Annotated in this window: 12 protein-coding genes; 7 read left to right on the top strand and 5 right to left on the bottom strand. The window is 68.2% G+C overall.

Annotated elements, in window-relative coordinates; translation table 11 throughout:
• Positions 1-498 carry a universal stress protein gene (locus C560_RS0109165; protein WP_026537985.1) on the bottom strand — a complete coding sequence of 166 codons (498 nt, stop codon included), beginning with the start codon at positions 496-498 and terminating at the stop codon, positions 1-3.
• A gap of 151 nt (positions 499-649) precedes the next feature.
• Between C560_RS0109165 and C560_RS0109160 the strand changes: the two genes are divergently transcribed.
• From C560_RS0109160 to C560_RS0109150, 3 genes are all read left to right on the top strand, one after another.
• Positions 650-862: a hypothetical protein gene (locus C560_RS0109160; protein ID WP_026537984.1), complete on the top strand. Its 213-nt coding sequence runs from the start codon at positions 650-652 to the stop codon at positions 860-862.
• A 94-nt stretch (positions 863-956) separates the two neighbouring features.
• A complete protein-coding gene (locus tag C560_RS0109155; protein WP_026537983.1) occupies positions 957-2,081 on the top strand; it encodes a WD40/YVTN/BNR-like repeat-containing protein in 1,125 nt (374 codons plus the stop codon).
• A gap of 14 nt (positions 2,082-2,095) precedes the next feature.
• Entirely contained in the window at positions 2,096-2,422 is a 327-nt protein-coding gene (locus C560_RS0109150) for a MoaD/ThiS family protein (protein WP_197026128.1), read from the top strand.
• 4 nt (positions 2,423-2,426) lie between these two features.
• Here C560_RS0109150 and C560_RS0109145 read toward each other — a convergent pair whose 3' ends face one another.
• From C560_RS0109145 to C560_RS0109135, 3 genes are all read right to left on the bottom strand, one after another.
• Complete coding sequence (locus C560_RS0109145; RefSeq protein ID WP_018775353.1) at positions 2,427-2,663, bottom strand: hypothetical protein; 237 nt, start codon at positions 2,661-2,663, stop codon at positions 2,427-2,429.
• Positions 2,664-2,812: 149 nt separating this feature from the next.
• On the bottom strand, positions 2,813-4,546 hold the full coding sequence (locus tag C560_RS0109140; RefSeq protein WP_026537982.1) for an alpha-amylase family protein: 1,734 nt from the start codon (positions 4,544-4,546) through the stop codon (positions 2,813-2,815).
• A complete protein-coding gene (locus C560_RS0109135) occupies positions 4,543-5,538 on the bottom strand; it encodes a TIGR03885 family FMN-dependent LLM class oxidoreductase (protein WP_026537981.1) in 996 nt (331 codons plus the stop codon). The genes C560_RS0109140 and C560_RS0109135 overlap by 4 nt, the downstream gene beginning before the upstream one ends.
• Before the next feature lie 118 nt (positions 5,539-5,656).
• Between C560_RS0109135 and C560_RS0109130 the strand changes: the two genes are divergently transcribed.
• Complete coding sequence (locus tag C560_RS0109130; RefSeq protein ID WP_026537980.1) at positions 5,657-6,742, top strand: ATP-dependent DNA ligase; 1,086 nt, start codon at positions 5,657-5,659, stop codon at positions 6,740-6,742.
• 125 nt (positions 6,743-6,867) lie between these two features.
• Here the strand turns inward: C560_RS0109130 and C560_RS0109125 are convergent, their stop codons facing one another.
• Positions 6,868-8,184 (bottom strand): MFS transporter, encoded by a 1,317-nt coding sequence (locus tag C560_RS0109125; RefSeq protein ID WP_026537979.1) that lies wholly within the window; start codon positions 8,182-8,184, stop codon positions 6,868-6,870.
• A gap of 225 nt (positions 8,185-8,409) precedes the next feature.
• Between C560_RS0109125 and C560_RS0109120 the strand changes: the two genes are divergently transcribed.
• The 3 genes from C560_RS0109120 (at position 8,410) to C560_RS0109110 (ending at position 12,343) form a co-directional block, all read left to right on the top strand.
• A complete protein-coding gene (locus tag C560_RS0109120) occupies positions 8,410-9,261 on the top strand; it encodes an IclR family transcriptional regulator (RefSeq protein ID WP_026537978.1) in 852 nt (283 codons plus the stop codon).
• Positions 9,262-9,443: 182 nt separating this feature from the next.
• A complete protein-coding gene (locus C560_RS0109115) occupies positions 9,444-10,325 on the top strand; it encodes a shikimate dehydrogenase (RefSeq protein WP_018775359.1) in 882 nt (293 codons plus the stop codon).
• On the top strand, positions 10,325-12,343 hold the full coding sequence (locus C560_RS0109110; RefSeq protein WP_026537977.1) for a bifunctional sugar phosphate isomerase/epimerase/4-hydroxyphenylpyruvate dioxygenase family protein: 2,019 nt from the start codon (positions 10,325-10,327) through the stop codon (positions 12,341-12,343). Before C560_RS0109115 ends, C560_RS0109110 begins: the two co-directional genes overlap by 1 nt.
• Positions 12,344-12,414 lie beyond the last annotated feature (71 nt).

Raw genomic sequence — 12,414 nt, 5'->3', positions numbered from 1 at the left:
TTACTTTCTTCCCGCCGGAGCGGCCGCCGGAACGATCAGGATTGGACGCTCCTGATGGTGGCTCAGCCATGCCGCCACGGAGCCATTGAGCGCAGCGGAGATGCGGTGGCCGAGGCCGCGTTCGGGGGTCCCCACCACGATCACGGACGCGTTGGTGTCCGCGGCCAGCCTGCCGATCGCCCGGGCCGGGTCCCCGGCCAGGGTGCGCAGCGTCCAGTCGATCCCCAGGGGTGCGCAGAGTGCCTCAACGACGGAACGCAGCTCCTGGGTGGTGGCCCGGATCCGGGCCTCGTCCGCGTCCGGGTGCAGGGACAGGCGGTGCGCGGACCGCCCCGGATCCCATTCCACGAGGTAGCTGGCCTCGTCCACGTAGGCGCAGACCAGGGGCGCGGCGAGGGACTTCGCGAGGGATGCCGCCGTCTGCAGCACTTCCGGATGCTGTCCCGGAACCACGCCCACCACGAGAGGCGCCGGGCCGTTGGCGGAGTCGTCAGGCATACTTCATTCTGGCGCCGGGGTGCGGTCCTGAACAGGGGCTTACTTCCCGTTTGCCCGGCCTGGGACGGTACCGGCGCCGAATGCCGCGGCCTCCCTTGAACAGCCCGCGGGTGGGGCCTACGGTTGAAGGACACAGGAGGAGGTGGCCGCCGTGGAGATCTACATGTGGTGGTTGGATCTGGATTTGGCGAGCAAGGAATGGCTTCGGGAAAACCTGCGGACCATCGAACTGCCCGAGGCCGTGCAGCGGGGAATCGCGGACGCCGGCGGGCCCCGTCCGGCTGAACCGTCCGCCGCCGGCACGGCCATATTGACGGCCGCGGACTGGGACTTCATCGAGACGCAGTCGGAGTTCGTCGACTGACCCACATGCCACCGGCGCGGTAGCACACCCCGGCAACGCCGGTAGAAACAGTGCCGGTAGAAAACCGTTGCGGCCTTCCGGCGGGGATGGTTGCATGGGACGCATGGCTACTGCAGAGAGTTACGTCCTGGCGATCGGGACCAAGAAAGGCCTTTGGCTGGCGACCAGCCCGGACCGGAAAGATTGGTCCCTGTCCGGACCGCATTTTCTGATGAGTGAGGTGCCGAGCATCGCCATCGATACCCGCGATGGCAGGACCCGGATCCTGGTGGGGGTCCGCTCCGAGCACTGGGGTCCCACGGTTTTCCACTCGGATGATCTCGGCGGATCCTGGACCGAACCCGAAAACGGTGCCATCACGTTCCCGGACGGCACCGACGCCGCCTTGGAACGGATCTGGCAGATTCACCCCGACGCCGACTCCCGCCCGGGCGTCGTGTGGGCGGGCTGCGAACCGATCTCGGTCTGGAAATCCACCGACGGCGGCGAGCACTTCGAGCTCAACCGCGGCCTCTGGGACCATCCGCACCGCAGCGAATGGGGCGCGGGCTACGGCGGCGCTGCGGCGCACTCAATCGTCGTCGACCCCACGGGCGAGAAGGTCCACGTTGCCATGAGCACCGGAGGGGTCTACCGCTCGCTCGACGGCGGCGCCTCCTGGGAGCCGCGCAACAAGGGAATTTCCGCGTACTTCATGCCGGATCCCAATCCGGAATTCGGCCAGTGCGTCCACAAGATCGCGGCCGACGCCGCCGTCGACGGCCGCCTGTACGCTCAAAACCACCACGGCGTGTACCGCAGCGACGACGACGCCGAGTCGTGGGAGTCGATTGCCGAAGGGCTGCCGGCGGACTTCGGTTTTGTGATGATGACGCATCCGCGGCGCGCCGGCACCGCCTGGGTGGTCCCGCTGAAGGCTGACGGCGAACGTATCCCGCCGGACGGGAAGCTGGCCGTGCACCGGACCGATGACGCCGGCGCCAGCTGGAAGCGGCTCGATGCCGGGCTGCCGGAGGCCGAGTACAACGCCGTGCTGCGTGATGCTGCCAGCGTCGACGGTGCGGAGCCCGCGGGCGTCTACTTCGGGACCCGGGGCGGCAGTGTCTACGCCAGCGCGGACGAGGGGGAACACTTCACCGAGGTCGCCTCGCACCTGCCGGATGTCCTGTGCGTGCGGGCAGCCGTGATCTCCGCGGCCCTGCTCCCGGCACGGCCGTGAAGGGGTAGAAGCGCATGACCAGCGGCGTGATCAGCGGCGAAACCATGCCGGCAGACCCGGCGATCAGTGTGGTCCTGCCCAGCGTCCTCCAACCGCTCGCCGGCGGGCAGTCCATCCTGACTGCGCCCGCCGAGGCGGCGGTGACGGTGGAGTGGGTGCTGGATACGGTGACCGGGGACTATCCGGCGCTGTCGCGGCGGTTGCGGGACGAGACCGGAAGTGTTCGCCGTTACGTGAATATATACGTCAACGGGAATGAAATCCGGCGGCTGCAGGGTCTGGTGACCGCCGTGGCACCGGGCCAGGAAGTCCTCATCATCCAGTCAGTGGCGGGAGGCTGACACCTCAGGCGACCCGCCAGACGCTGCATTCGTCAGCGTTGATGGCCTTGCGCATGCCGGTGTGGCGGTCCATGATCCAGACGACGCCGATTCCGGGGGCCGTTTCCTGAACGCTGCCGCGGCGGATCACGACGTCATCGTAGTTCGGGCCTACCCGCAGGCGGGCCTCGATCTCATCGCCGCGGTGCAGCTGGTCAAGGGCGCGGACGCGGGTTACATGGGCTTTCGCTTCCTTCAACATGGCGGGGCCTCCTGGCCTGGAGCTGGTGCCTGCTCTTGCCGGCACTTCCAGTCTCCTGCGCCAATGTTGCGTCCGCGTTTCAGTGCGGTAAGGGGCCCGTTAGATCTCGGGGGCGCGGCCGATACCGTGCCCCTTCAGGGCGGGGCGTCTCAGGGGAGGTGGCGTTCGCCCGGGCGCTCGACCCGGAACCACCGGTACCCGTAGCGGTCCAGCGGGACTTCGAAGGCGCCGTCGTCGGAGAGCGGGATGTCCGCGCCGCCGAGCAGGTCCCGGAGCACGGCCCCGGCGTACGAACGCCCCGCGCTGGCCTTTGAGTCCGGACCCCCCGGCCCGCCGTCCTCGTCCTCCGGCGGGACCAGCGCGGCCGTCACAGACGCCGGTTCGGCGCCAAAATTGTGGGCGGCCACCACCGTGGAGCCGTCCCACGTGCAGCGGTGCAGCAGCACCGCCGGTGCGGCCTGCTTGATGAGGTCGAACCTGCCCCAGCCGAGCTCGGGACATTCCCGGTAGCGCTGGATCAGCGTCGCGATGAAGTTCCACAGCGAATCAGGATCCCGTTTGGCGGCTGCGGCGTTGATGTGCGCCGGCCCGAACGGTCCGTCCACGGGCTGGGCCACGAGGTCCCCGGGAGGGGCGGTCGAGAAGCCGCCGTTCCCGGTGTGGTCCCACTGCATGGGGGAGCGGACGGCCGAGCGGCCCTTCGCGCGCAGGTCTTCGCCCATCCCGATCTCTTCGCCGTAGAAGAGCACCGGGGTGCCCGGCAGTGAGAACATCAGGGAGTAGACCATGCGGATCCTGGCCGGGTCGCCGCCGAGCATGGTGGGCAGCCGCCGCCGCAGTCCGCGGCCGTACATCTGCATGTCGGGATCAGGGCCGAAGGCGGCGAAGACCTCCTCGCGTTCGGCATCGCTGAGCTTGTCCAGGGTGAGTTCATCGTGGTTCCGGACGAACATGGCCCATTGGTTGTCAGGATTGATCCTCGGACGGCTGCTGAGCGTCCGGGCCAGCGGCCGGGCGTCCTGCCGGGCCAGTGACAGGTACATGTTCTGCATTGAGAGAAAATCAAACTGCATGTTCAGCTCGTTGCCGGCCGGGCCGCCGAAGTACTTCAGCTGCTCTTTGTACGGAAGGTTGACCTCGCCCAACAGCACCGCACTGCCATGGCGGCGGTTGAGGAAGCTGCGCAGGGCGCTCAGGTACTGGTGCGGGTCGATTTTCGCGGCTTCATCCTTGGGCTCGCCGAGCAGCTCCAGGAAGAAGGGCACCGCGTCCAGCCGGAAGCCGTCCAGGCCCAGCTGCAGCCAGAATCCCATCGACTTCGCAATCTCGTCCCGCACCTTGGCATTCATCACGTTCAGGTCCGGCTGGTGTTTGGCGAACATGTGCAGATACCACTCGCCGGTGGCCTTGTCCTGGGTCCAGATGGACGTTTCCTCGCCGGGAAACACCACCTGGTCCGAGGTATCCGGCGGCGTGTCCTTCCGCCAGACGTAGTAGTCGCGGTAGGGGTTGTCCACGGACTTCCGCGCCTGGACGAACCACGGGTGCCGGTCGGAGGTGTGGTTAATGACAAAGTCCGCGATCACCCGGATGCCGCGGTCGTTGGCGGTGCGGATGAATTCCACCAGGTCCCCCAGGCTGCCGAGCCGGGGATCCACGCCGTACATGTCGGTGACGTCGTAGCCGTCGTCGCGGTCCGGGGAGGGGTAGAAGGGCATGAGCCAGATGCACGTGACGCCGAGCGCGGCAAGGTAGTCCACCCGCTGGATCAGCCCGCCGAAGTCCCCGGTGCCGTCGCCGTCGCCGTCGAAGAACGTCTCCGGATCCAGGCAGTAGATCACCGCGTTCTTCCACCAGAGATCCGAGGTCTCGGCGATTCTCACAGCGCACCGTCCGTTCCGGCCCGGGTCTGCCCGGCCGGGCGGAGCTGGGGGAGGACATGTTCGGCGAAGGCGTCGATAAAGGGTGTCTGCTCCTGGCCGACAAAGTGCAGGTACAGCTCATCGAATCCGAGGTCCAGGTAGCCGGCCAGCCATTGGGCGTGCTGCCCGGCATCGGCGGAGACGTTGACCACCGCCCGCACCTGGTCCTCCTGGACACCGGTGCTGACGCCGTCGAAATGGGCCGCCGTGGGCAGGTCCCAGGGAATCGGCGGCGCAAAGACGTTGGTGCGCCACTGGTCCTCTGCGATCGCGACGGCCTCTGCCTCTGTCGGCGCCCAGGACAGGTGGACCTGGAGGGCAGTCTTCCCGCGGCCACCGGCGTCCCGGTAGGCCGCCAGCATGTCCTTCAGTTTTCCCGGCGGCTGGTTGACGGTGACGAGTCCGTCCGCCCAGGCAGCTGCCCGGCGCGCTGTTTCCACGCTCACGGCCGGGGCAATGAGCGGCGGTTTGGTCTCCGGAACGTCCCAGATCCGGGCCTGCTCCACCGTGACGAGCCCGTGGTGCGTGACCACGTCGCCGGCGTGGAGCCGGCGGATGACGTCCACGCACTCCTCCAGCCGGCGCTGCCGCGTCTCCTTCGGCGGCCAGGCCTCGCCGGTGACGTGCTCGTTCATGTACTCGCCGCTGCCCGGGGCCATCCAGAAGCGGCCGGGAAACATGTCCGCCAGGGTGGCTGAGGCGTGCGCGATGATCGCCGGGTGGTAACGCTGCCCGGGCGCCGTCACCACCCCGAAGCGCAGACCGGTGGTGGCCAGCGCTGCCCCGAGCCAGGACCAGGCGAATCCGGAGTGGCCCTGCCGGGCGGACCACGGCTCAATATGGTCCGAGCACATGGCGGCGTCGAAGCCGGCCTGCTCGGCCAGCTGCACGTCCTGCAGCAGGCGGCGGGGGCTGATCTGTTCATGCGAGGCGTGGAACCCGATGGTAGCCATCACCCATGTTTACCGCCGGGGCGGGCACGTGTCGAGGAACCCCGTTGAGGAAACCCTCAACGGGCAACCACTGCGTGGGGGGTGGCGGTGCCGGGTCCGCGGCGCAAGAATGGGCGCTATGCACCTGCCGTTGATGCCTCCCATTGCGCCCATGCTGGCCAAAGCACTCCCCGCACTGCCGTCGACGGACGCCGGAACGGGCTGGCTCTTTGAACCGAAATGGGACGGCTTCCGCTCCATTATCTTCCGTGACGGCGACGAGGTGGAGATCGGCAGCCGGAACGGCAAGCCGATGACGCGCTATTTCCCCGAGCTTGTCGAGGCGCTGAAGTCGGAGCTGCCGGAACGCTGTGTGGTGGACGGCGAGATCATCCTGGTGGCGGCCTCCGGGGACCGGCTGGACTTCGACGCGCTCCAGCAGCGCATCCATCCGGCCGCCAGCCGGGTGAAGCTGCTCGCGGAACAGACCCCGGCGCGCTTCGTGGCGTTCGACCTGCTGGCCCTGGGCGACGAGGATCTCACGGGCAAACCCTTCTCCGAGCGCCGCCGGCAGCTGGAGCGCGCACTTGGAGCCAGCGCGGCGCCGGTCCACGTCACGGCCGCGACCTCCGACCGGGACACGGCGCAGCGCTGGTTCCGGCAGTTCGAGGGCGCCGGTCTTGACGGGATTGTGGCCAAGACGCTGGAGGGCAGCTACCAGCCGGACAAGCGCGCGATGGTCAAGGTCAAGCACGAACGGACGGCGGACTGCGTGCTCGCCGGATACCGCGTGCACACCTCCGGTCCGGACCGGATCGGCTCGCTGCTCCTGGGGCTCTACGACGACGCCGGGGTGCTGGCGAACGTCGGCGTGGTGGGCGCCTTCCCGATGGCGAGGCGCGCGGAGCTCTTTGCCGAGCTGCAGGAGCTGGTCACCGGTTTTGACGGCCACCCCTGGGCCTGGGCCCGGCAGGAGGAGGGGGCGCGGACTCCGCGGAAGGCCGAGGGAAGCCGGTGGAGCGGCGGCAAGGACCTGTCCTTCACCCCGCTGCGGCCGGAGCGCGTGGTGGAAGTGAAGTATGACCACATGGAGGGCGAGCGGTTCCGGCACACAGCCCAGTTCCTGCGCTGGCGTCCGGACCGCGATCCGCGCTCCTGCACGTACGACCAGCTGGAGGAACCGGTGAAGTTCGATCTCGCCGCAGTACTGGGCGCCGCACCCTAGCCCGCCAACCACCGCACCGCCTTAACCCCTCAACGCCTTAACGCCGGCGGCCCGCCCCCGAAGGGACGGGCCGCCGGCGTGTAGTGCGATGCGGAAGCGCGGTTGAAATCCGCTGCCGGTGCGGGCTAGTGCTGGCCGAGCTGCTTGGTGGGGACCCGGAATGTTTCCTTGGCCGTCAGTGCCGCGACGGTGGCGATCAGGCAGATGATGCCGGTGAAGATGGAGATCTGGACCCAGCCGCCGGGCTGGATGCCGCCCATGGCCGCCACGATTGCGGGAGCGAAACCGGCCATCAGGAAGCCCAGCTGGGTGCCGATTGCGAGGCCGGAGAAGCGGACGTTGGTGCTGAACATCTCGGCGTAGAAGGAGGGCCAGACCGCGTTGGCCGCCGCGTAGCCGAAGGAGAAGAAGGCGATGGCGGCCAGGAACATCAGCGCGACGTTGCCGGATTCGAGGCTCAGCAAGAAGACCGGGGTCAGGACCGCGCTGGACAGTGCGCCGTAGATGAACACCGGCTTGCGGCCGATCTTGTCGGCGAGCATGCCGAAGAGCGGCTGGGTACCCAGGGCCAGGAAGTTGGCGCCGACGACGAGCCAGAGGGTGGTGGTGCCGTCCACGCCGGCGACGTTCTTGGCGTAGCTGATGGCCAGGGTGCCGAAGACGGTGGACACGGCGGCGATGAAGGCGCAGGCGATGACACGGACGACATCGCGCCAGTGGCTCTTGAGGAGGTCCGCGACGGGGAGCTTGGAGATCTGCTTGGTCTTCTGGGCCTCCTCGAACGCCGGCGGCTCGTGCAGGGTGCGGCGGATGAAGAACGCGATCAACACCACCACGGCGCTGAGCCAGAACGGGATGCGCCAGCCGATCGTGTACTTGATCTCATCAGGCAGGGCGAGGACCGGGATGAAGACGAGGGCGGCAAGGATCTGGCCGCCCTGGGTGCCGGTCAGGGTCCAGGAAGTGAAGAAGGAGCGGCGGTTGTCCGGGGCGTGCTCGAGCGTCATGGACGAGGCGCCGGCCTGCTCGCCGGCTGCGGACAGGCCCTGGCAGAGCCGGGCCAGCACCAGCAGGGCAGGGGCCCACCAGCCGACTGTGCTGAAGTCCGGAAGGCAGCCGATGACGAACGTCGAGGCGCCCATCAGCAGCAGCGTGAACATGAGGACCTTCCGGCGTCCCACCCTGTCGCCGAAGTGGCCCAGGACCACGGCGCCGACAGGGCGGGCCACGTAGGCGAAGCCGAAGGTGGCGAACGACATGATTGCCGCGTTGGTGTCCGCATCGGGGAAGAAGACATGCGGGAAGATCAGCGCGGCTGCGGAACCGAAGATGAAGAAGTCGTAATACTCGACGGCGCTGCCCAGGAAGCTGGCAAGGGCCGCCTTCTTCGGCGTCCCTCCTGTGGTGATACCCGGCGTCGTGGACGGGACAGTGTGGCTCATGGTGTTCCTTTGGTGTGACGACGTTGTCGCGGATGGATCAGGAAGGTCTCGGCTGCCGCTTGCTTAAGTGTGGTGCAGCCGGAGGTCCGTGGAAAGACCCGGACTAGTAGCCACATGGTGGGAGCTACTTGTGCGATGTAGCAATCATGACTGTGAGCGCAGTCACTTGTCAACAAAAATAATCACTATCTAGAAATAGCTCTCACTATGTGGGAACATCGATGCATGAGTGTGAATCAAACCACAGACGTTCCCGCCGCTTCCGGCTATCCCGCGGAGGCCCCTTCGAAGGCGGAGGCCCCTTCGAAGCCCGCCAGGGAGGACTCGCGGACGGACATGGTGGGCAAGGCCCTGGGCCTGTTGGTCCTCCTGGGCGACGAGCCGCGTGGCGCCAGTGCCGCGGAGATCTCCCGCCGCGCGGACCTGCCGTTCAGCACCACCTACCGCCTGCTCGGCTCCCTGACCCGGGACGGGTTCGTGGACTACGAGCCGGACGGCCGGCGCTACCACCTGGGGCTGCGGGTCTTCCAGCTGGGCCAGCGCGTCTCCAACCACCACGGCTTCGCGGGCACGGCGCTGCCCATCCTGCGGCGCGTGACCGAGGAAACGGGCGAGGCGACCATCCTCTCCGTGCGCGACGGCATCCATCACCTGACGGTGAACAAGGTGGACGGCCCGCAGACCTTCCGGGTCACGAGTGACCCCGGGCATCTCGGGGCGCTGCACACCACCTCGGTGGGCAAGGCGCTGGTGGCGTTCGCCGACGACGCCACCCGCGCCCAGCTCGTCGAGGAGCTGCCCCTGGAGCCGCTGACGGCGGTTTCCATCACCGACCGCGAGGCCTTCCGGGCCGAAATCGAGCAGGTCCGGCGCCAGGGCTTCGCCACCATGGACGAGGAAAACGAGCTCGGCATGCGCGCCGTCGCCGTCCCGGTCTTCAATGCCCAGGGGCATGCCTTCGCCTCGCTGGCCACGGCGGTCCCGGTCTTCCGCCTAAGCATGGAGGCCCTCGTGGCGCTCGTGCCGCTGCTGCAGGCGGCGGCCGCGGAGCTGTCGGCCCGGCTGCCCCAGCGGTGACGCCGGCGGGAACTGGCATGCGCCGCCGTCGTAAACAAGCCGCCGCAGTAATAATATGTTCGTCATTCGAACAACAGTGCAACATGTGAACAAAATCTGTAATGTAATCCCTATCACCCGGTCCGCCGCAGACGCCGCAGGCGTCGCCCCCGCCGAGTGCCGTTGTCAAAGGAGCTAACCGGATGAGCAATCGAGCAGAGTCCTTCCTCGTGGGCCTCGTGGGAGACGGCGTCATGCCTTCGCTCACGCCCTATATGCACGAACGCGAGGGCGACGTGCAGGGCCTCCGGTACCTTTACCGCCCCATCGACCTCATCGAACTCGGCCTGCCCGGCCAGGCCGTGGGGGAGCTGCTCTCCGGCGCCCGGAGCCTCGGGTTCAACGGATTGAACATCACGCACCCCTGCAAGCAGCTCGTGCTCGAGCACCTCGACGAGGTCTCCACCGACGCCCGGCGCCTCGGCGCCGTAAACACCGTGGTCATCCGCGACGGCCGGTTCATCGGCCACAACACCGACTTCTCCGGGTTCGCGGCGGCGCTGGCCTCCGGGCTCCCCGGCGCCACCCTGGACCGCGTGGTGCAACTGGGAGCCGGCGGCGCCGGATCCGCCGTCGCCTACGCGCTGCTCACCGCGGGGGTCCGCGAGCTGGACCTTGTAGACACCGACGCGGCCCGCTGCACCGCCCGGGCAGCCGAACTCGCCGGGTTCTTCCCGGACCGGACCGTCACCGCCCGGACCACAGCGGAGCTGCCGCAGCTCATGCCGCAGGCGGACGGCCTGGTGCACTGCACCCCCGTGGGCATGGCCGCCCACCCGGGCGTGCCGCTGGACATGTCCCTCGTGGAGTCCCGGCACTGGGTGGCGGACATCGTGTACCGGCCGATCGAAACCGAGCTCGTCCGCGCCGCCCGGGCCAAGGGCTGCGAGGTGCTCGACGGCGGTCGGATGGCCGTGGGCCAGGCGGCGGACGCCTTCCGGATCTTCACCGGACGCGAGGCCGACGCCGACCGCATGCGCTCCCACTTCCTGGAACTTGTGGCCGCAGAAGAAGTGGCCGCCTGATGCGCACCGGAATCGCCACCGTCTGCCTCTCCGGTACCCTGCGGGAAAAAATGCAGGCCTGCGCCGTCGCCGGGTTCGACGGGATCGAAATCTTCGAACAGGACCTCGTGACGTCCCCGCTGAGCCCGGAAGACGTCCGGAAACTGGCTGCCGACCTGGGCCTCACCCTGGACCTTTACCAGCCGTTCCGCGACTTCGACAGCGTTCCCGAGGACTTGCTCGCCGCCAACCTGCGCCGCGCGGACGCCAAGTTCCGGCTGATGTCCCGCCTGGGCATGGACACCATGCTGCTCTGCTCCAACGTCGGCACCGCCACGATTGACGATGACGAGCTCCGGGCCGCCCAGCTCTCCCGGCTCGCGGCCCTCGCCGGCGACCACGGCGTCAAGGTCGCCTATGAGGCCCTGGCCTGGGGCAAGTACGTCAACGACTACGAGCACGCCCACCGGCTGGTTGACATGGCGGACCACCCCAACCTGGGCACCTGCCTGGACTCGTTCCACATCCTCTCCCGGGACTGGGACACCGCGCCGATCGAAGCCTTCAACCCGGAGAAGATCTTCTTCGTCCAGGTCGCCGATGCCCCCAAGCTGTCCATGGACGTGCTGTCCTGGAGCCGGCACTACCGGGTGTTTCCGGGTGAGGGCCAGTTCGAACTCGCCAAGTTCATGGGCCACGTGGTCCGCGCCGGCTACGCGGGACCGGTGTCGCTGGAGGTGTTCAACGACGTCTTCCGCCAGTCCGATGTCGAACGCACCGCCGTCGACGCCATGCGGTCGCTGATCTGGCTCGAAGAGCAAAGCGCCCGCTGGCTGGAGGCAAATCCGGCCCCCGCCGCAGGCAAGGCGTCCGGCGCGTCGGTCCGTCGCCGGTACCCGATGGAGCTCGCCACGCTGCCCCGGGTGGCCGAGCCCGCCGGCTTCAACTTCGCCGAGGTCCGGGCCGGGGACACCGCCGGCCTGGAAACCCTGCTCGGCCAGCTGGGTTTTGCGTTCAACGGGCGCCATCGGACCAAGGATGTGCAATTGTGGACCATGGGCCACGCCCGCGTGATCATCAACGAGGAACCCGCACCCTTCGGCACACCGGCCACTGCCGGCGGCGGCCCTGCTGCCGGTACCGGCCAGCCGGCTCCCGCCGCCCCTGCCATCTCCGCCCTGGGCTTCGACGTCGACTCTCCCGTTATCGCCGCAGCCCGCGCCCAGCAGCTCAAGGCCCCCGCCGTACCGCGCAAGAGCCAGGCCAACGAGGAAGTCTTCCAGGGCTTCGCCGCGCCGGACTCCACCGAAATCTTCCTCTGCCAGGGCAGCCCGGACGGCACCGCGGCCTGGGTCGGTGAATTCGGCGAGCCACACGGATCCGGCGAGGAACTGCCTCTCGCCGCTCCAGGCGCCGGCCCCATTCCCGGCGCGGGCGCCGTGATCGACCACGTGAACCTCGCCCAGCCGTGGCAGCACTTTGACGAAGCCGTGCTGTTCTACACGAGCGCCCTCGCGCTGGAACCGCAGCCGTATGCCGAGGTGGCCAGCCCCACCGGCCTGGTCCGGTCCCAGGTGATGCTCACCGAGGACCGTGGCGTCCGCCTGGTGCTGAACCTGGCGCCGCTGCTGCAGCAGGAAGCCGCCGACGGAACAAAAGAACCCGGCGCTGCCGGGCCCGGCCACCGCCGCACGTACCAGGAGCATGTGGCGTTCGCGGTGGATGACCTCGTGGCCACGGCCCGGGCCGCACGGGACCGCGGACTGGACTTCCTGCAGATCCCGGCGAACTACTACGAGGACCTCGACGCCCGGTTCGCCCTGGACCCGGAATTCCTGGCCACGCTCCGCGAACTCAACCTGCTCTATGACCGCGACGCCGACGGCGAATTCCTGCATTTCTACACGGCCACCGTGGGCAGCGTGTTCTTTGAAATGGTGGAACGCCGCGGCGCCTACGACGGCTACGGCGCCCCGAACGCCCCGGTCCGGCACGCCGTCCAATACGACCACCTGCACCAGCTGACCCGCATTTCCTGACCCCATCCGAATAGTAAGCACACCAACGAAAGGAGGCTGCTGTGCCTGAAGAAATCAACCTCGACATCTTC

It is taken from the genome of Arthrobacter sp. 9MFCol3.1, from assembly GCF_000620385.1.
Classification (GTDB): Bacteria; Actinomycetota; Actinomycetes; order Actinomycetales; family Micrococcaceae; genus Arthrobacter.
This window is presented reverse-complemented; position numbering and strand designations above follow the sequence as displayed.